A 19,510-nucleotide genomic window follows, 5' to 3' on the forward strand; every position below is an offset into this window, starting at 1 on the left:
CGACGTGAGGCAGGTGTGTGAAGGAGTCGAAAGGGTGAGTGGGCCGAGCCGCGTCTAGCTTTTTATGCATGTGGCGAGGGAGGTATGGGCCTACTGTTGTTTGTGGTTGGGCTCGTCGTCATGGAGCAACGCCGTGTTGGCTCTGCTCAGTATTCTTCGTGTTTGCTGATACGTTGGCTAAGCTTCTTGCGTGCGACTTCACTTCTCCGATTGAATACATCGTGGCGTTTGACACATTCCTGTTCTGTTTTGCCCTGGTCGTTATTGTATCGTTTATAGATCCCAGACAGGGCACAGACAAATCGCGCGACGCACTTAAAAAGTGACTATGTTCGGCATGTCCGCCACGGCCATCGCCATCTTGTTCATGAACCTCGGATCTCTCACGCCGTTACAAACCGCCAGTCCGGCCCCGGAGAGTCGGCCGGAAGTCATGGTTCAACCGCGCCGACCCCCACCCCCGCGGCCCCAAGGGCGTCAGCGGGAGCGGGCTCGGCGCCACGAGGGGGCGCGATAGTGTAGTTTATATAATGGCTTTTAAAAGCCGCTCGTGCCTACTGCGGAAGATGTTAGGAGGCGAATTGTAGAACATGGCTTGTCTATACGTGATAGAGTTGTGGAAAATCTTCCATATAGCTATAGTGTTATGGTAGAACAGATAAAGTCAATATCGCGCACATATAAGGGTGATTTCGATACATTTTTCTCAAGTCTATCTAACATCAAAGGACTTGACCTATTGATAATATATGTCATGCTTGTAGCATTACTAAGTAGATATAAGGCGCTTAAAGATGATGAACTAAGAAGTCTATCGGCCGCGTTTGAAAAACACATATATGACGTAATTTCTGCGTCAAAACTACGTAGGGTACTTGAAGAAGCCAGTGTAGAAAAAGAGATTTCAAACGAGACAATTTCGGATCTTTTGAGGTCGCTAAACATAGTAAGCAATAAACATAGCACGCTTTATGCTTGGATAGCTAAACAACGGAGACTGTCTAAATTTGAAGATGAGGTTAGAAAGATAATCTTTAAAGGTCGGGGAGGCAGCCGCGTTAGTAGAGGAGCGAGACTCTTCATACGCATTTTTATACATGAAACAAATATACCCCTGGCGTTTAAGATTGTCCATACGCCTGAATACAAAAAATATATACTCCATGGAGATATGTATACGGCGTTAGTTACTTTGAGATCAGGCGCTTTTGAAGATATACCTACTCTTACTTCAGAGAGGATAAAAGCGAGGATTGCCAAGAGGATCCTCTGTGAAGCTAGAGAGGGGGGGTCTAGATGTCGCGATGTAGTATTTAGACTAGAGAGCATACGCGGCTTGATTAGACACGTGGGAAAAATAAGCGGTGACCCCATACTATATGAGAGGGGGGCTTATGACATTGGCATGAAATATTGTAAAGAGCTTAAATGCGACACATGCCCTCTGAGAGATATGTGTAAACGCTATATCTTTATCAAGCTCAAGTAGCATAATGTATTAATAAAGAAGCTATAGCTAAGTCTTATGCTACTAAAAGGAAAGGTCTCTATAGTCACCGCTGCGAGTAGAGGGATAGGGCGTGGCGTTGCGTCTGTACTCGCGAGAGAGGGTTCTGACTTAGTTATCGCCGCCCGCGACTCAGAGAAATTAAAAAATGTAGCCAACGAGTTGTCGTCTAAATATGGAGTTACTGTGATTCCCGTTTCTGCAGATTTGACAAATAGAGGAGATGTAAAACGAGTAGTAGAGGAGACCATCAAGAACTTTGGGAAAGTAGACGTATTAGTCTACAACACAGGACCGCCTAAGCCGGGGACTTTTCTTGAACTCACAGAGGAGGACTGGGACTATGGTGTAAAACTACTATTGATGAGCGCTGTGTGGATAACAAGAGATGTCCTCCCCCATATGATTGAGAGAAGACAAGGCAGATTAATATATATCACATCTAGCACGCTAAAACAGCCGATTCCAACGCTCACACTCTCTAATGTAATTAGAATCTCTCTAGCAGGTTTGGTAAAAACACTAGCATATCAGCTAGGCAGATACAATATCCTCGTCAACGGCATTATGCAGGGATATGTAGACACAGACCGCGTGAGAGAGGTAGCCGCCGCGAGAGCCCAAAGAGAGGGGCGTACCGTCGATGAAGTATTAGAAGAAATGGGAAGAGAGATCCCGCTGGGCAGATTAGCTAAGCCGGAAGAGATAGGAGAGCTCGTGGCCTTCCTAGCCTCCGAAAAAGCTAGCTATATCACAGGCTCTTTAATTTTAATAGACGGGGGACGTACGTTATGTATATAGATTTAACGAGTGGAAAATTTTATCTACAATATCTCTACTTATTTTGAATCCATATTTAATTTCTAGATATGATTTTCTAAATTCAACTACATCACGTTTTATATTGTTGACGTCTTCACCGCGTAATACCCGCGCGATAAATCTCGCAATTTCTCTCATCTCGTCTTTCCCCATGCCGAATCTTGTCATCTCTTGTACGCCTATTCTAATGCCGCTGGGTTTTAACACACTTTTATCCCAAGGTAAGGCGTTTTTATTAACTATGATGTTTGCCTCCTCAAGCAGAGCTGCTACTTTATCGCCTCCGCCGAACTTAGACACATCTACAGCAACTTGATGCGTTTTTGTATAACCCTGTCTCTCGGCCACTGGGGGCACTCCCTCTGCTGCAAGAGCCTCGGCCAGAGCTCTGGCGTTTTCCACAATTCTTGTAGCATATTCTCTTCCAAAAACCTCCATTTCTACAAGTGTTACATATGTTGCGGCATAGCGATGGAGGTGGTAGTTAGAGGTAAAGGTGGGAAAGACCGCTCTCTGTATCTGTGAGTTTTTCTCTTCATCAAGAACAGTGGCTATTACCCCGCCTTGGGGGCCTGGAAATGTCTTATGAGTAGACGCCGTAGTTAAATGCGCGCCTTCTCTCAACGGATTGGGGAAAGCCCCGCCTACGATTAGTCCAAAAACATGTGCAGAGTCGTGAAGTACATATGCCCCTACGGTTTTTGCAACCTCTGCTATTTCTTTAACCGGGTGGGGAAATAGATATAGAGAGGCGCCTAGTATTATTAAGTTAGGCCGTTTCTCCTCTATTAACTTACGTGCCGCATCTACGTCTATGTTAAAGTTTTCCAAATCCCAAGGTAGTTCAACCGCTTTAAGTCTAAGTGCCTTAAGCCCGCCTACAGTGTTATGGCTTATATGGCCGCCGTATTTTATAGGCAACGAAGCCACTGTACCGCCCTCGGGGACTAAGGCAAAGTAGGCCGCTAAGTTAGCTATCGTGCCTGAAATAGGTCTCACATCTACAAACCTCGCGCCTAAGACATTTGCAAATTTTTTCGAAAGCGCGTCTTCCAATATGTCTACATATCTTACACCCTGGTAGTACCTACTCCCAACTATGCCCTCTGCGTATCTACCCGCCAGATCGTTTATATATACCAGTTCCGCAAGTGGCGACATCACATTTTCACTAGCTATTAGATTTATCGTCTCCTTACGTCTCCATGTATTATGCCTAATTACGACATCTAAGATATTTTCCACTTCCTGCGGTAGCATTAAGCCAGCTATAGCCTAGGTTAAATATTTTTACCGAAGTGATACCACTCTTATCTTTGTATATGGGTACTGTCCTCTTTCGTCTTTTTCCCACTTCTTAACCATGTCCCATATGGTGAGAAACGCCACGCCTACTGCAAACAGCGCCTCGGGGCCAGGGGGCACATCCCTAGACTTCACAGTCGCGACAGCAGTAAGTATATCTCTCACATCTATGTCTATTTTGAAGGACTGGATAGATGGACAAGGGCCGCCCATAAGTTCACAAAGCCTTTTTACATTGAGTGCAGCTGCGGTTTGTGCCGCATATATCGGATGTCCTTTATCCACTGGCTTTTTTACTAAGTCAAGGCTCTTTAGCTCCATCTCTCCATACGCCGACGCTACAACATCTCCGTTTCTCACAAGCGGCAACTCCTCCAACTGAGTTATATCTACGGTGGCATAGCCATCGCCTTTTGTTTTAACTTCTACAACGATGTTTTTTATAGTCTCTACGCCAGAGCTCACTGCACCAACTAAAACGCCAAATAACACATCCATTTCGACCCCCGTCTGCCACTCTGTTGAACCCTCGACGTATAATCTCCCATTTTTGCAACTTGCCGAGACAGACAAAGGCAGAGGGTGTAGAAATGGAAGATAGCGATGTGCAAATCTCGCAGCATGTGCCGCAACTGCCGTATTACACCTATCTACTACAACTTCGGCAGACGCTCTCGCATATCTAAATACGTCAGGTTTTCTAGATATATCGACAATCATTGAAAACACCTATCGGCATCTGCGTAATATCTCGCCAGTTCAGCTTTTGTCAACTTACGTCTTTCGGCCCTCTGGATGAGAATTTTGGCTGCCAGAAGCCGCGCGTTTTTTTCATCAAGCTCCTTTAGCAATTGGGTGAGAAGCTCCTCACAGCTTTCAATAGGAGCGTCGATGTATTTCTCAAATAGCTTGGCCTTTTTTATATCTAGCTCAATCCAAGAATAGTCCACCTGCGGTATAGGCCACCTATGCCCACAGCGTTTACATATAAATTCATTACTGGGTAACAACGCAATTTCTCGAGATCCACACTTTGGACAGAACACATGGCGTTAGGTTTCTATGTTTAAAATTTTAACAAACGAGCTTTCTCTGCTCTATCCAATTCCGTAGCCGCGGGCCATAAACCCGTGGCGCCGACTTAAGATCTTCAATTGTACGAGAGCCTGTAAGAAACATGGCAATCTTCACCTCCGCAATCACAGTCTCTATCTCCTCTCTTAGCCTGCCTTCTAGAGCCGCCTTTAAAAACGGCTGTGACATTGTGAAAAAATCTGCGCCTAATGCAAGCGCCTTTGCGCCATCGAGACCACTTCTGATACCCCCTGATGCAATTATATAACCGCGGTAGCCGGACCTCGCCTCACATATAGATGCCGCCGTAGGTATACCCCACGATTTAAATACTTCTGCAACTCTCCGACGCATAGACGAGCCAGACTCTGCAGCTCTGGCGCCCTCAATAGCTATGAAAGAGGTTCCGCCATAGCCTCCGACATCTATAGCGTCTGCAACTTCAACTAGACGGGAAGCCACCTCTTTTGAAATACCATTGCCTACCTCCTTTACTATAACCGGCCGGCCCGCCGCTTTTCTAACGACTTTTATCTTCTCAAATACGCCTCTAAAACGAGGCTCTCCCTCAGGCTGGATAACCTCTTGTGCAGCGTTTAAATGTATAGCTATGGCATATGCATCTATCATGTCTACTGCTTGAGACACCCACTCGGCTAATTTTTCGTCAGATAACTCGGCTAACTGCGGCGCGCCTAAGTTTGCCACTTTCGGCACAGAGGGTGCGTTTTTCTTAACTACTTCAAAAGTCCACCTAACTTCTGGCTTCATCAAGGCCACTCTCTGAGATCCAACATAAATCGGTATCCCAAACTCCTCTGCTATTTTTGCCAACTCGGCGTTTATCTTACCCGCCAGCTCTGTCCCGCCAGTCATAGCGCCTATTCCAAACGGCGCGTTTACTTTAACACCTAAAAAACGCGTTGTAATGTCAACCTCAGAAAGATCTATCTCTGGCAATGCGTTATGTAAGAGGATAACTTCGTCAAACCAGGGAGATCCCACTTGAGAAATTTCAGAACTGGCCAGATATATGTGGTCGTTTTTCCTCTTATCTATCGCCATTATAATTTCTGTTGTGCTCTAGCTCTCACACAGCCGCGGCCAGTACACCTAGACCCGTAGAAGCCCACTTTCTGGCCTGGAGGCGCAGTCTTTGGCACAGGGGTGCCGCCTTTTGGATGTGAGCCGCCGCCGTGTGGATGCGCATATGGCGACATAGCCTTTCCTCTGACGGTTGGATACTTCCACGCCTTTGCCTTAGCTCTATGATATTTCTTCCCAGCTTTGAGAAACGGCTTTTCTATTCTGCCGCCCCCTGCGACAATGCCAACAGTGGCTCTGCCTCTGGAATCTACCTCTACGACTTTTCCGCTGGGTAGTCTAATTATAGTCTTGTTCTCCTCTGGCTTCTGGCCTACTACCACAGCGTAGGTGCCTCCAGCTCTGGCAAATTTGCCGCCGTCGCCAGCTCTCTTTTCAACATTAAAAACCATTGTACCCTCGGGGACTCTCCCCAGGATTACTATGTTACCTGTCTTTGGAGCTGCTAAGTCACCTACTTCAATCTCTTGACCAACATAAAGCCCCTCAGCCGCAAAATTCAAAAATTCCACGCCGTTTTCAAGCCTTATTCTAGCCACGGGGGCGTTTAAACCAGGCTCATGCAGTATTTCTACGACATAGCCCCTCCCAACAGTTACATTAAGAGGCGGATATCTAACTGGGCCGTCTCTCTTCCAACTAGGAGATCTGAACTGCGAGCCGCCTCTCCCCCTCCTCTGCACAAGTATCCTTTTACCCATCGCGCCACGAGAGTAAGGAAGTTTATAAACATTTACTGCCTGCCGTTTGCCGCTTGTCCTTGCGCCTAGGGACTTTCTCCTCGCTCATGCCTTCATCGGCATCTGTGATACCTCTGGCGAGGGGCCGGGCGGCGCGCGGCCCTCCGCAAGTGCCCTCTTCTCAATGTTTATCACGGTTGCCACCCCCCTCTACAGTCTTCACCAGCTCAGCCATGGAAAAATATATTCACCGGCTTAAATCCATCCCCGCCCTAAAGGGCAAGGCTTTCAGTTGTAATGTGATGAAAGAGTTGGGTACTTCTCCCTCAGCATATTATACAGAGCCTTCCTAAGAGAGGTGTGGCTTGTCACCTCGTGTTCAAAGCCATAATTGACGAGCTGGACGACGAGCTCCTTATACTTCTCCTCAAGCTCCCTTAGGAGGTTTATCTTACGCTAGCTGAGGCGGGGGCTGGGAGATGGCGACCGTGCGCGTTATGACGTACTCTTTCTTCTCTTGCTTCTTCTGCGGCTTTCTCCTTCTGTCTCTCGCAACCCTCCTCTACCACAGATAAACACCTAGTTTAAAAACAGCTAGAGAGCCGTCTCTGAAGACCTTGGGGGGCCGCCCGCTCCCTCTCTTTCTCTGCAATCCTCACAGTCTCTGCAGAGCCCACATAGATGGCTAAGAAGTGGGTTAAAGGTCTTGATAACTATATGCTCTTATAGTTTCTTTACGCGGTATCAGAAGAGACCCCTAACACGCCACACAACGTACAAATGGGGAGATCCAGTTGTATAAAATACAGAGATCCGACGAAGTAGAGTGTTAAATACAAAGCTGTGGTGTATATACAACAGAGATGTGACGTAGCCCGACCAAATCTCCTATCACCCAAAGCCATGAGCTTATCAGAAAAGCGACAAAAACTATAAGTAGCTATACATGAGCTCGTAGTGTGATGTAATGCACCTCGTCCGAGAGATGGGGAACTCATGGCGTGCTGAATATTTAAATACACCCAACTGGCTTTGGCGCTATGGGACGTGTTAAACCTAAGTATATCAAATCTCTTGCTAGAAGACTACTCGAGACGTATCCAGACAAATTCACAGATAGCTTTGAGGAGAATAAAAAAGCCGTAGCACAGTTAGCCGACATACCGAGCAAAACTGTGAGAAATAAAGTCGCTGGATATATAACTAGGCTTGTGAAAAGGCTTAAAACGCAGGAAAAAACCGAATCTGCGGCATAGGCTATGCCTCTGGCTAAAGGCGATTATATACTCCTTGACTATACAGTAGTAGTAAAGGACGAGAATAAAGTTATAGAGACGTCGCAAGAAGCTGTGGCAAAAGAAGCCGGCATATATAAACCAGAGGAGGTATACAGCCCCCGTCTGGTGATCCTCGGCGAGACGCCACTGTGGGAGCCCGTGGAAAATACTTTACTAAGTATAGACGAGGGGCAAGACTTTGAAGTAGAGGTCCCGCCTGAAAAGGCGTACGGCGTTAGAGACCCCAACAAAGTAAAGGTTGTGTCGATAAGAGACTTCCATCGCCACGGCATTGTCCCAAGTGTTGGCGACGTGGTAGAGTTCGAAGGACAACGGGCGAGAGTTGTCTCTATATCGGGTGGACGCGTTGTCTTAGACTTCAACCACCCGCTAGCTGGCAAAACCTTCGTAGTAAGAGGGAGAGTAGTAAAAAAGTTAACAACAGCCGAGGAAAAAGCCGTTGCACTCCTGAAGCTATATCTCCCAAGAGTGTCCGAAGAAAAAATAAAGGCGTCTTTTGACGGAGATACCTTAGTACTGAATCTACCCGCCGAGGTATTGTTATATGAACGCATAGGGGGAATTCTTCTCCAATACGCCTCTGAAATTTCCACAAAATTCCCAAATGTCAAAAAAGTTAGATTTATAGAAGAGGTAGAGCTTAGGGCCTAGACGCTTCTCCAAGCCTAACGCCGGCTCTATAGCTGTTGTTAGGCGATTTTTAACACGCTTGACGAGATTTTTACTAAGCAAAGAAATTTATTAACACCGGACAACTAGCGGCTAATGACAACTACAGTTGGCATAGCTGTAAAAGAGGGGGTTGTCCTCGCCACAGATAAACGGGTTACCGCTGGGTATTACATAGCGCATAAACAAGGCGAAAAAATTTGGAAAATAGACGACCACGTCGCCGCGACTATGTCCGGCGGCGTTGCAGATCTACAATCTTTACTGTCTTTTCTCACCCTACGTGCACGTGAATATAAAATAGAATATAAAAGGCCTATCCCAATACGTGCCTTGGTAAACTACGTGTCTCTTATCCTTTTCTACTCTCGGCCTTATATCTACCTAGTACATTCAATAATAGGCGGTGTAGATAGAGAAGAAGGCGCCGTCCTCTATATGGTAGATTGGCTTGGCACAGTAACTAGAGAAAGATATATAGCTACAGGCAGCGGATCGCCCTACGCTAAGGGAGCCCTCGAAGTAGGATATAGAGAAGATATGTCGTTAGAAGACGCAGTAGATCTCGCTATAAGATCCGTAAAAGCAGCTATTAGAAACGACCCAGGCTCCGGCGAGGGTATTGACGTCGTTGTTATAACAAAAGAAGGCTTCAGACGGGTCTTTACGGCACAACAAAAAATTATCATAACAGAATAACCGTTTTAATACACAGCGTCTCCGGCCGTAAACTCGCCAGGAGTAGCAGAGGCCTAGCCCTTCAGGGCTGGAAAGGGGTTATACACCGTACAAGGAACTGCCAGACAACTTAGCGTCTCTAAAGAGGCTGACATGGATAGGGTATAAATATGTATATTTTCCTAGGAACATGCAGATAGAAGATGTATGGATTAGGAAGGTTTTCACCGGACGTGGAGACGTCACGGTAGAGGTAGAGTTGACAGCCGAAGATCCTACAACAGGCGAGGTGGTAATTACAAGAGCCGCCGCACCAGCCGGCGCCTCAAGAGGTACACATGAAGTAGCGTATTTTCCAGAGGGCGGCGTAGATGCTGCTTTGGCGGCTTTTGAAAAACTAGTAGCCCCTGAAATAGTTGGACTCGACGTATCTGAGGCCTATGTGGTAGATGGAAAGCTAGAGGAGGTAGACGGCACTCCTAGATTTGAGCGTATAGGGGGTGCCGTAGCTATAGCTACATCATTTGCCGCCGCTGAGGCGGGGGCCGCTTCTCTGGGGGTTCCCCTGTTTTCTTTCATAGGCGGAGCGTATACAAGAAAGTTGCCGCTGCCTCTAGGCAATGTGATTGGCGGTGGTAGACACAGCAGAGGGCTGGGCCCCGATATACAAGAGTTTTTAACAATACCGCTAAACCCCCCGGATATATTTACCGCGGTGTATACAAACGTAGAGATACACAAAAGGACGCTTAAGTACATTCTTAAGGTAGATAGCTCTTTTACCGGAGGTAAAAACGACGAAGGCGCTTGGACACCTCGAATATCGTCGCATACAGCGCTAAAGATATTGAGAGAAGTCGCTAAAGAGGTGGAGAAAGAGCTAGGCGTAGAGGTGGGGGTGGGAGTTGACGTCGCTGCATCGAGTCTCTGGGATGGCAAAAAGTATGTGTATAAAAACGAGGGGGCTGAGAGAGGGCCTAGAGAACAGATGGAGTTTATAACAAAACTGATAGAAGAATTCGACCTAGTTTACGTAGAGGATCCCTTCCACGAGGAGGACTTTCAATCTTTCGCCGAGCTCTCCGACAGGTTTAGAGACAGGCTCATAGTTGGAGACGACTTATTTGTGACAAACTCAGAACGTATAAAACAAGGCGGTATGTTAAAAGCGGCGACAGGCGTTATAATTAAGCCTGACCAGACGGGGACTTTACTCAGAGCCTACCAAGCTGTGGAAATCGCAAAAAGATACGGCATGAGAATCGTGGTATCACACCGCTCTGGAGATACTGAATATAGGTCATTGGCCCATATAGCAGTGGGGTTTGGGGCAGACATTATAAAAACCGGAATTATGGGCGGCGAGAGAACCGCAAAGTTAAACGAGTTAATTAGAATAGGCGATTACTTAGGCAAGTGGGCCTCTATCTCACACATACGGTAGCTCCTAGATGGGAGATAATTACAAACTTTTCTGTTGTACGTATGCCCCCTTTGCGGCTCCCGGCCCTCCCCGGGAGGGCGCGGGGCCCGCCCGCAGATACGCCTTTCGGCGGCCGCGGGCGAGGGGGCTCGGGTCGTTGGGGGCTGGCTTTGCCCCCTGGTGGCCGGGCCCCAGGGCCGGGGATGTGGCTCATGAATACAAGAAGTTTACGAGGTTAAATGTGAGTTGAGGGGGAAAAGTGGGTTGTTTTGTCTTTTCTATCAACTCCCAGTACCTCCTCTTTGCCCAGAGCAACGGCACATTGTCGCGGTGCGCTCCGAAGCCGCAGGCGGGGCAATGCATTACGCGCCCTTTCTCCTCCGCCATCTTGGCTCCGCATTTGGGGCAGATCGTGCTGTAGAGCCGCTCCTTTAGATACGTGGGCCGTACCACTGCACCGACTCCTTCAACCTCCTCCTCAGCTGGCCGAGACCGTCTAGGAGGTGCTTCTTCTCTCCGCTTCCCTCCTTCAGCTCTCGGTAGCTCTCGTCTTCCATCGTGTCTACCACGACGGCGGCGTTGTGCTCTCTTGCCAGCTTAATTATCTCACTTACAACGTCCTTAACGACACCTGGAAAAATTAGATACGTGGTTACGTCTCCGACTACTGGGGCAGCGGGAGCATTGCTCCAAGCCCTGCGCTGGAGCTGGAGAAGAGTCCTTGGGGCACACCGGCCTAGGGACATGCGGCAAACGGTTGCTCTAGACCTCAATGTATTTTAAATGGAACAAGCTAAGTTTTGTGGTTGTAAAAATAAAAATGCGTATATGGGTTGACAAAGATGGACAGGAGATTTTGGGCCCTGGGATATATACGATTTTAAAAACAGTAGAAGAGACGGGCTCTATTGCCGCCGCTGCGAGAAAGCTTGGATATTCATATAAATTTATCTGGACATATATCAAGAAGTTAGAAGATGTCTTAGGAGCTCCTATTGTTGAATCCCGCCGCGGCGGCAAAGAGAGGGGGGTGACAGAGTTGACAGAAATTGGCAAACTTCTGCTTAGCTACTATGAGTCTATGAATAAGGAGGTAGAACAAGTGACTAAAGCTTGGGAGTCTAGGTTTTCCGAGCTCATCACATCTATTAAGCAATATGCAGAAGTTAAGAAAGAAGAGGAAGAAATCCCCTATTATGAAGAAGAGTAAAGTTTAAACCTAGGCTCTCTCTGAGCCAAGGCGGTTTTTACCGCATATAACAAGCCCTCCACGTCTCTAGCCTTTATATATGGCATAAGATCGACACGGGGCTCTGCGTAGATACACGTCTTTAATTTACCGTCGCTTGTAAGTCTCATAGTGGTACAGCCGCTACAAAACGCCGGGTTGTTATAGTTCTTTATCAACTCTATGGCCACTCCCCCCAGCGTATAGATAGGTCTATTATGAAGCTCTCTCCTCAGCCCTAGAGGTCTCCCGCCTAACTCTGTGATAATCTTGGCGACAGTCTCAATCGGCTCATACAGTTGGTTAAATATCTGCACGCCCTGCCCCGTTGGCATAAGCTCTATAAATTGTAAAGAGGCGTCTAGCGACGCAGCTAGTTTCACCAACTCTTTAACACTCCTCCTGTCGGTGTTTATATCTCTCAACACTACGGCATTTATCTTGACAGAAACCCCACGTGTTTTAATTTCATAAAGCCCGCGTAGAACCGCTCTTAAGAAACCGGGCGGCGTCCCGGTTATCTTTGAGTATTTCTCAGGATCCACCGTATGTATAGAAACGTTGACTCTACGTAATCCCGCGGCGCTAAGTCTCCCAGCCCATTTCTCTAGGAGAAAGCCATTTGTGGTAAGTGTAACTACACCGCCTGTCTTAGCTATATTTGCCACAACTAGATCTATGTCGCGTCTCAACAGAGGCTCTCCTCCTGTGATTTTAAAATCTGTCACTCCCACAGATTTAAAAACTGTAGAGACAAAACCATAGTCCTCTGCAGTTAGATAAACTCCCTGACGGCGTGTCTGTCCTTCAAAATGGCAAAAAACACAGTTGTAGTTACACTCATCATTCACCACATATCTTAACTTCAGGAATGGCCTTCCATATCTATCAAACAACACCGTGAGATACCGAATGGAAGCAATTAAATATTACTACACCGTATACGTAAACTATACGTATACTTATATCTCCGGCCTATTTTTGAGCTAGTGTTAAACCAGCTCTGGTCAGTCCCCGTAGTTCTCATAGCATTAGTAGGCTGGAGACTCTATAGACATTACGTCGCACTGTTGTGGACTCTCTTTGCGATCCTTTTATTTTTTCTCTCAACAGAGAGATTAGCTATATTTCTAAACTCTCTGCTTGTAACCATAGTAGTATTTAGAGTGGTCTTTGATAGATTTAGAAATATTTTAATAATACTATTTATTGTTACTATATTTGTAAAAATAGTATTATTTACAGACTATTACTTAAGTGAGAAATTTAGCTATATATATTACATTATAGATGGAACATATACAGGACTTTCGGCATTTCTACTAGCTGTATACTCTTTTAAACCGCCTAGGTTAGAGGGGGCACACCAACTGTTGTTACCCGCTTCTGCACTTTTATCAACCTATACGTCGCCTATTTCGCCGCTTGTCGGCGTAATCCTTGCGTTGTTAGATACACAGCCTGTGTTTATAGCCGCCTCGGCGGCCTTCAACATATATCTCCTAACTACGTTGGGGGACGTATTGCCTATCCTTCCCGCATCTCTCTTTGTTTTAACATACTTACTTACATACAAGAGAGTGCTATATCTCTCCCAACAGCCGCCAACTGGGTGGCTTTATTCTTGGCTTGGCGGTAGGTATAAAGTAGTGCGGTTGTTGGGAGTGGGCGGCTTTAGCTATGTTTTCGCAGTTAGACACAAGAAGTCTATATATGCAGTTAAAATACTCCGTTATGTAGACGACTACGGAAACCCGCTCGCAAGCGACGAGAATATACTCCGTATATTTGGACAAGAGATGCAGAGATACCTAGAGATAAAGTCTGACTATGTAGTTAAAGCATATGAGGTTTATCTGCCGGCGGTGGGATATAGAGATGTGGTACAATACATGAAAAATCCGCCCTATATACTGCTTGAATATATGGAGGGGGGGACTCTAAGAGATTTGTTGAGAACTAGGAAGAAACTACCTGTGGCGCAAGTAGTGGAGTTGTTTAGACAATTGGCGCAGGGGCTTAGCGACGTGCATAGACACAATGTAGTACACCTAGACATCAAGCCGGAGAACATCATGTTTACAAAAGACAGGAAGACGGCGAAGATAGGAGATATGGGTATAGCCAAGGTAGTAAGCGGAGGGTATGTACGTAGTAGTTATATGTCTCCCGCATATGCAGCGCCTGAGGTTAAGAAAGGACTTGCGTCGTTTGCCTCAGACATATACTCCCTGGGCTGTGTAATCTACGAGATGTTGACAGGGATAAACCCAAACGTGTTTGTCGAAAACGGCTATCAAATACCGCCGCCTAGCACATATAATCCCGAAGTCCCCACGTGGCTTGACCAACTTGTGCTTAAAATGCTAGAGGTAGAGCCAACTAAAAGACCCAGCGCCGAGGAGATAGTCACTTTTTTAAACAAGGTGGTTAGAGACGTGTAATGCCTTGGAAATGTCCCGTCTGCGGCACGATAAATAGAGACGAGGATTTAGTCTGTAGAATATGTGGAGCTTATAAGCCAGAGGCAACTACAAAGAAGATTTCTCAAACGCCTAGAGAGAGTATAGCGGCGGTTGCAATTGTCGAAGTGTTAGAAAGCCCTATCGAATCTTTAATAGGGAGGAAGTTTGAATTTAAAATCAATACGCCTGGGGCTATAATAACTGTAGGTAGAGCTGTGGAAAATCAAGTAGTTATACCAGATCCTGCAGTGTCGCGGAGACATATGCGGTTGATAGTAACTTCAAACGGCGTAGTTGTAGAAGACCTCGGCAGTAGCAACGGGACGTATATAATAGAGGGCAATAACGAGCGTTTAATAAAAGTGGAGAACGTGGGGAGACAAGCCGTTTTAAAAATAGGAAATACAAAACTAAGAATTTATCTCACACACCGTTAATCAACGTCTTATTTAGGAGCGGCGGCAAGGGTCTAGCGACGGAGCTGTATTAAGTTGGACAGAAGCTCTAAATATTTTTAACCCCCACCGTTGGCGCACATTGTATGTCCGAAGAGACGCAGTATGAATATCTAGTGCCGCTGGAGAAGTACTTAAGCGCTGGGGTGAGACTAGGCACGCGTCTCTCAAATAAATACCTAGAGGAGAGGGGGTTTATATATGCTGTTAGGCCAGATGGCTTGAGGATTTTTGACATCAAAAAGATAGATGAACGTCTTAGAATAGCCGCCAAATTTATCTCCAGATACCAACCAGATAGAATACTTGTACATACGACAAGACCCTACGGCTTTAAGCCAGTGCAGATGTTTTGTAAATTTGTAGGCTGTAGAGCTTTAACTGGGAGGTTTATACCAGGGACGCTTACAAACCCGTATCTGCCAAACTATACAGAAATCGACTTACTCTTTGTCGTAGACCCGAAGCTAGATGCGCAAGCAGTTGCAGAAGCTGCTAAAATGGGGATCCCCATAATTGCGTTGGTAGACACCGACACGCCACATCAATATATAGACTTTATGATCCCGTGTAATAACAAGGGGAGGAGAAGTCTAGCGTTAATTTTCTGGATCCTCGCCAGACAAGTGTTGAGAGAAAGGGGAGAGTTAAAGCCAGACCAAGATCTGCCAGTGCCCCCCGAGGAGTTTGAGACTAGGCTTATACAGTAATGCGCGTCAGAAAACCCGCAGTGGCTGGGTATTTCTATGAGTCAGACCGCGAAAAACTTCTACAACAGCTAGAGTGGGCTATTAAACACGAACTGGGACCTAAGGCGCCGCAGATTCCTAAATTAGGCGCCGAGACTTTGGGAGGCGTTGCGCCACACGCCGGCTATATATACTCGGGGCCTGTGGCGGCTTGGGTATATTCAGCTCTAGCAGGGTTTGGAAAACCAGACGTCTTTATAATCATAGGCCCCAACCACTATGGAATTGGAGCGCCTGTGGCAATTATGAAATCCGGTGTCTGGGAGACGCCTCTTGGACGTGTTGAAATAGACGGCGAACTTGCGGAAAAAATAATGCGATATTTTAAAGAGCTAGAAGACGACTTCCACGCGTTTTCTAGAGAACATTCAATAGAGGTTCAGATACCCTTTATACAATATTTCTTTGGCGACGTGAAGATAGTGCCTATAACAATTTGGAGACAGACGCTTTCAACTTCACGCGAGCTTGGCAAAGCGCTTGCCAACGCCATAAGAGAATATGGAAGGAGGGCATACATAATAGCAAGTAGCGATTTTAACCACTACGAGCATCACGACATAACAACTAAAAAAGACGAGATGGCCATAGGGAAAATACTTCAACTAGACGAGACAGGTCTTTTCGAAGTGGCGTCTAAATTTGACATATCTATATGCGGCATTGGGCCAATAGGCGCGCTTATTGTAGCAGCTAAAGAACTAGGCTATAAAAACGTCACACTTCTTAAACACGCCACCTCAGGAGATACAAGCGGCTACAGAGAGGAGACCGTGGGATATGCAAGCATAATTTTCTACCGCTAAAACATCACCTTCACTAGATGGACCCCTCCCCTAATTCCATAAGTTGCTACAAAAGGCGCAGAGCCCCTACTAGCTATCAGCTTCTCTAGGCCATCTTCATAACTATTGGCAGGTATATAGGCCGGTTGTAAAGCCCATATGAGCGAGAGAATACGGGCGGTTTTTACATCTGGCGTACCTACGTGCACCACATTAAGCGGCCTAAATTTCGCAATTCTCTTTGCCAAAGTGCCGCTCATGCTATAGACTAATATCACGGCGCCGATATCATGTGCCATTTCCACAAGCCCTTTTGCAAATCTATCTCGTACATCTCCAGGAGATGGAAGTTTAACTATGTTATACTCCACCTTTTCTAAAATTTTCGAAAGCCATAAGGCGGCGGCAAGTGGGTAACTACCATTTGCTGTCTCATTAGTAAGCCATAGGCTATCTACGCCCATAGAGGCTGTGGTGTATACATCATTTACCTCAGCCCTAGTTGGCGTCGGCGAATTTTGCATAGAATCTAACAACTGTGTCGCCACGGCGACAGGTTTACCATATGAAAGAGATGTATATATAATCTCTCTCTGGACTATCGGTAGCGTATCTAAGCCATAGTGTAAGCCTAAGTCTCCTCTTGCAACCACTATGTAATCTCCACAATAGACAAGCTCTTCTAAATTTCTCACAGCGCTTCTCGTCTCAATTTTTACAACTATTTGGCTTTCAAACCCCAATTCATTTAACAAAGTCCTCACGGCGTCTACATCTTTACAATTCTTTGCAAGACTTACAGAGACGTAGTCAATGTCGTCTTTTAGACGCGATATCTTGTCTAAAATCTCCACGTCGTCTTCAGCTGGGGGAGATACGTCATAGTCTTTACCCTCTACGACGACGGCTTTGCCGCTTGTTACTACGCCGCTAGACTCGGCGACGGCTTCTACAAAATCTACACCGGCGTTGACCACTCTAAGTTTTAACTTGCCGTCTAACATCAAGATGGTATCTCCACGCTCTACCACTTGGAAGAGGGCTCTGGTCGGCACAGGTATATAACTGCCATCGGATCTATCGCCTAGTTTAAACACAACGTGTTGCCCAACCTCTACTGCCACGGGAGGCGTTTTGCCTACTCTAACGCTAGGGCCCTTTAGATCTACGAGAACAGCCAGAGGTCGCCCCCTCTCCCTTTCGTATGCCCTAACGGCGTTTATCCTCCTCTCCACCTCGCCGGGGCTGGCGTGTGCCAAATTTATACGTACCCCGTCTACCAAGTCTAACAATTTGTAAAAATCCTCCTCTGCGAGACGGTCTGTGGAGGGGCCTAGCGTGGCGACTCTTTTTGTTAAACTCACAACGCTCTTATCCTCTCGCCAACTTTTGGTATAATTGTAGTTATCTTATACTTCAGCTCTATAGACGTGGCGAGGCTGATGATTTTAGAAGGCTCCCCGTGTACTAAAACTATTTTCTTAGGCTTAGGCTCTATATGTTCTACATATTTCATAAGCTCTCTCCTATCGCTATGGCCTGAGAAGCCAGGTATAGATACGACCTCCATACGTACCTCAACTTTAGACTCTCCGCCAACTAGACTTCTAATTGTGAACTCCCGCTCGCCGTTTAATATCCTTCTACCAAGCGTCCCCTCCGCCTGGTAGGAGACAAACACAAGCTTATTCCTAGGGTCGTGCGCCAGCTGTGAGAAGTAGTCCACGACAGGCCCGCCGTTTAACATGCCGTGGGGCGCAATTATGACGGCAGGCTCTTCGCTCTGGGCTATCTTAGCCACTTGGTTTATCCTATCCTCCACCCGTTTGGCGCGGTCCACTATGACCACGCTCCCAGAGGTAGTGAAGGGGTTAACCCCGCCGTAGATCTCCTCGGCAACCTCGGGGTTTAGGTAGTGGGGGTACATGAGGTATGCGTTGAGCGTTTCTACAATCATCCCATCTACATAGACGGGCACCCTGGGGATCAAACCCCCCTCAATCATTTTGTTGAGGATGTAGAGGATCTCCTGGCCCCTCCCCGTGCTGAAGGCGGGGATCAGCACCTTGCCGCCTCTCGACACGGCCTCAGCCACGTGTTTAGCCAAGGCGTTCTCAGCCTCAACCCTAGGCGGTTGCACGTCATCTCTACCGCCGTAGGTAGACTCCATTATGAGCATTTCGACCCTCTTGAACTTAGACACAGCGCGGTTCAAAAGTCTCGTCTTGCCGTATTTGAAATCCCCAGTATACAAGATGTTATACCTCCCGTTGCCTATATGTAGATGTGCCATGGCCGACCCAATCTCGTGGCCCGCGTCGTAGAAAGTGAGTTTGACGTCTGGCGCTATGTCTGTGACCTCTTCATAGTCCAGCGTTATAGTGTGGTATATGACGGACTCCACGTCGGCCCTAGAGAAAGCCGGCTCCAGCCCCTCCCTCTCCTTCAGCTCTATGTAATCCATGAGGAGTATAAACGTTTGATACTTAGTAGGGTCGGTCATGTAGACAGGCCCTCTATAGCCGTACTTGTAGAGAAACGGGAGACAGCCCACGTGGTCCATATGGGCGTGGGTTAATACAACGGCGTCTAGCCTATCGATATCTACGGCGTCGAGCAGGGGGAAGTCCTCGTCGTATTGGCCGGGCTTCAGCCCGCAGTCGAGCAGTATGTTGCTCTCGGTGGTGCTGACCAGTATTGCGCTACGGCCTACTTCCATCGCGGCTCCGAGAAAAGTCACAGTTATAGCCCCCTCTTTAACCACCGGCTCTTGGTGTATATACCTCGCCAAGTGCTCCATAAGCTCCCTCCTCTGGGCGTAGGCCCCGTGGAAAATCTGACGCACTCCCACGATCTCGTGGGCGGGGAGCTTAACCTTATCCCGAGGCACCCCGCTCTCTACCACAGCCCTCCAGCCGGTCCTTACAAAAACCTCTCGCGCGATAGCTCTTATCTCCTTCTCCCGCATCGGCTTAGCGAGGTAGATATAGACGTCGCCGCTTTCTTCAAAAACAATGTCGTCAACTTCGCCGACGATTTCCCTAATTATCTGGGAGGCCTTTTTCTCCGGCAGTCTGCTGGAGGCCTCAGTCCTCAAAACTACGCGCTTCTTAAGGGTCTTGGCCACCTCGCCGACCATATCTAGGAGAGCCTCGGAGGGCCTCTTCACGTAGATACAGAGGTTTGGCCCCTCGTAGCTAACTCTAGAGACCTCGGCGCCAGATAGAATAGACCTCACCCTACTTTCAATTTCTGAAAAAGACACGCG

General features: G+C 47.1%; 20 protein-coding genes and 1 pseudogene. 12 read left to right on the forward strand and 9 right to left on the reverse strand.

What is annotated here, in order from left to right; genetic code table 11:
* Positions 1–550 precede the first annotated feature (550 nt).
* Positions 551–1,489: a hypothetical protein gene (locus PISL_RS05595; protein ID WP_011762835.1), complete on the forward strand. Its 939-nt coding sequence runs from the start codon at positions 551–553 to the stop codon at positions 1,487–1,489.
* Between the two features lie 36 nt (positions 1,490–1,525).
* Positions 1,526–2,308 (forward strand): SDR family oxidoreductase, encoded by a 783-nt coding sequence (locus tag PISL_RS05600; protein WP_011762836.1) that lies wholly within the window; start codon positions 1,526–1,528, stop codon positions 2,306–2,308.
* On the opposite strand, the gene glyA is transcribed toward PISL_RS05600, so the two are convergent.
* Genes glyA through PISL_RS05625 form a run of 5 tightly spaced genes read right to left on the reverse strand, consistent with a single transcriptional unit; the run spans position 2,297 to position 6,513 of the window.
* A complete protein-coding gene (gene glyA, locus PISL_RS05605; protein WP_011762837.1) occupies positions 2,297–3,589 on the reverse strand; it encodes a serine hydroxymethyltransferase in 1,293 nt (430 codons plus the stop codon). The genes PISL_RS05600 and glyA overlap by 12 nt on opposite strands.
* 30 nt (positions 3,590–3,619) lie before the next feature.
* Positions 3,620–4,354 carry a cyclic pyranopterin monophosphate synthase MoaC gene (locus tag PISL_RS05610; protein WP_011762838.1) on the reverse strand — a complete coding sequence of 245 codons (735 nt, stop codon included), beginning with the start codon at positions 4,352–4,354 and terminating at the stop codon, positions 3,620–3,622.
* Positions 4,351–4,680, reverse strand: a complete 330-nt coding sequence (locus PISL_RS05615; protein WP_011762839.1) for a TFIIB-type zinc ribbon-containing protein — start codon at positions 4,678–4,680, stop codon at positions 4,351–4,353. The genes PISL_RS05610 and PISL_RS05615 overlap by 4 nt, the downstream gene beginning before the upstream one ends.
* 28 nt (positions 4,681–4,708) lie before the next feature.
* Positions 4,709–5,773, reverse strand: a complete 1,065-nt coding sequence (gene fni, locus PISL_RS05620) for a type 2 isopentenyl-diphosphate Delta-isomerase (RefSeq protein ID WP_011762840.1) — start codon at positions 5,771–5,773, stop codon at positions 4,709–4,711.
* Positions 5,773–6,513, reverse strand: coding sequence for a 50S ribosomal protein L2 (locus PISL_RS05625; protein ID WP_011762841.1), 741 nt, complete (start codon positions 6,511–6,513; stop codon positions 5,773–5,775). The genes fni and PISL_RS05625 overlap by 1 nt, the downstream gene beginning before the upstream one ends.
* Positions 6,514–6,559: 46 nt before the next feature.
* On the opposite strand from PISL_RS05625, the gene PISL_RS10775 reads away from it, so the two are divergent.
* The 5 genes from PISL_RS10775 to eno all read left to right on the forward strand — a co-directional run bounded on the left by PISL_RS10775 (position 6,560) and on the right by eno (position 10,581).
* Positions 6,560–6,751: a hypothetical protein gene (locus PISL_RS10775; RefSeq protein WP_167827629.1), complete on the forward strand. Its 192-nt coding sequence runs from the start codon at positions 6,560–6,562 to the stop codon at positions 6,749–6,751.
* Between the two features lie 781 nt (positions 6,752–7,532).
* A complete protein-coding gene (locus tag PISL_RS05630) occupies positions 7,533–7,748 on the forward strand; it encodes a 30S ribosomal protein S17e (protein WP_011762842.1) in 216 nt (71 codons plus the stop codon).
* A gap of 3 nt (positions 7,749–7,751) precedes the next feature.
* Entirely contained in the window at positions 7,752–8,441 is a 690-nt protein-coding gene (locus PISL_RS05635; protein ID WP_011762843.1) for a peptidylprolyl isomerase, read from the forward strand.
* A gap of 114 nt (positions 8,442–8,555) precedes the next feature.
* On the forward strand, positions 8,556–9,158 hold the full coding sequence (locus tag PISL_RS05640) for an archaeal proteasome endopeptidase complex subunit beta (protein WP_011762844.1): 603 nt from the start codon (positions 8,556–8,558) through the stop codon (positions 9,156–9,158).
* Positions 9,159–9,327: 169 nt separating this feature from the next.
* Positions 9,328–10,581 carry a phosphopyruvate hydratase gene (eno, locus tag PISL_RS05645; RefSeq protein ID WP_011762845.1) on the forward strand — a complete coding sequence of 418 codons (1,254 nt, stop codon included), beginning with the start codon at positions 9,328–9,330 and terminating at the stop codon, positions 10,579–10,581.
* A 189-nt stretch (positions 10,582–10,770) separates the two neighbouring features.
* Here the strand turns inward: eno and PISL_RS10780 are convergent.
* A pseudogene (locus PISL_RS10780) lies at positions 10,771–11,171 on the reverse strand (zinc ribbon domain-containing protein); the annotation flags it as partial.
* 191 nt (positions 11,172–11,362) lie between these two features.
* On the opposite strand from PISL_RS10780, the gene PISL_RS05660 reads away from it, so the two are divergent.
* Positions 11,363–11,770, forward strand: coding sequence for a winged helix-turn-helix domain-containing protein (locus tag PISL_RS05660; RefSeq protein WP_053240364.1), 408 nt, complete (start codon positions 11,363–11,365; stop codon positions 11,768–11,770).
* On the opposite strand, the gene moaA is transcribed toward PISL_RS05660, so the two are convergent.
* Complete coding sequence (moaA, locus tag PISL_RS05665; RefSeq protein WP_011762847.1) at positions 11,755–12,687, reverse strand: GTP 3',8-cyclase MoaA; 933 nt, start codon at positions 12,685–12,687, stop codon at positions 11,755–11,757. The two genes, PISL_RS05660 and moaA, sit on opposite strands and share 16 nt — an antisense overlap.
* Before the next feature lie 90 nt (positions 12,688–12,777).
* Here moaA and PISL_RS05670 point away from each other — a divergent pair, with 90 nt between their 5' ends.
* The 4 genes from PISL_RS05670 (at position 12,778) to amrB (ending at position 16,263) form a co-directional block, all read left to right on the forward strand.
* Positions 12,778–14,232, forward strand: coding sequence for a serine/threonine-protein kinase (locus tag PISL_RS05670; protein ID WP_011762848.1), 1,455 nt, complete (start codon positions 12,778–12,780; stop codon positions 14,230–14,232).
* Positions 14,232–14,690 carry an FHA domain-containing protein gene (locus PISL_RS05675; protein WP_011762849.1) on the forward strand — a complete coding sequence of 153 codons (459 nt, stop codon included), beginning with the start codon at positions 14,232–14,234 and terminating at the stop codon, positions 14,688–14,690. The genes PISL_RS05670 and PISL_RS05675 overlap by 1 nt, the downstream gene beginning before the upstream one ends.
* Positions 14,691–14,794: 104 nt before the next feature.
* On the forward strand, positions 14,795–15,418 hold the full coding sequence (gene rpsB, locus PISL_RS05680) for a 30S ribosomal protein S2 (protein WP_011762850.1): 624 nt from the start codon (positions 14,795–14,797) through the stop codon (positions 15,416–15,418).
* The gene (amrB, locus tag PISL_RS05685) at positions 15,418–16,263 is read left to right on the forward strand and encodes an AmmeMemoRadiSam system protein B (protein WP_011762851.1); all 846 of its coding nucleotides are present in this window, start codon (positions 15,418–15,420) and stop codon (positions 16,261–16,263) included. The genes rpsB and amrB overlap by 1 nt, the downstream gene beginning before the upstream one ends.
* On the opposite strand, the gene pyk is transcribed toward amrB, so the two are convergent.
* On the reverse strand, positions 16,260–17,606 hold the full coding sequence (gene pyk / locus PISL_RS05690) for a pyruvate kinase (RefSeq protein ID WP_011762852.1): 1,347 nt from the start codon (positions 17,604–17,606) through the stop codon (positions 16,260–16,262). The genes amrB and pyk overlap by 4 nt on opposite strands.
* Positions 17,603–19,507, reverse strand: a complete 1,905-nt coding sequence (locus PISL_RS05695) for a beta-CASP ribonuclease aCPSF1 (protein ID WP_053240365.1) — start codon at positions 19,505–19,507, stop codon at positions 17,603–17,605. Before PISL_RS05695 ends, pyk begins: the two co-directional genes overlap by 4 nt.
* Positions 19,508–19,510 lie beyond the last annotated feature (3 nt).

The sequence above is a fragment of the Pyrobaculum islandicum DSM 4184 genome, from assembly GCF_000015205.1.
In the GTDB taxonomy this organism is placed as follows: Archaea; Thermoproteota; Thermoprotei; order Thermoproteales; family Thermoproteaceae; genus Pyrobaculum; species Pyrobaculum islandicum.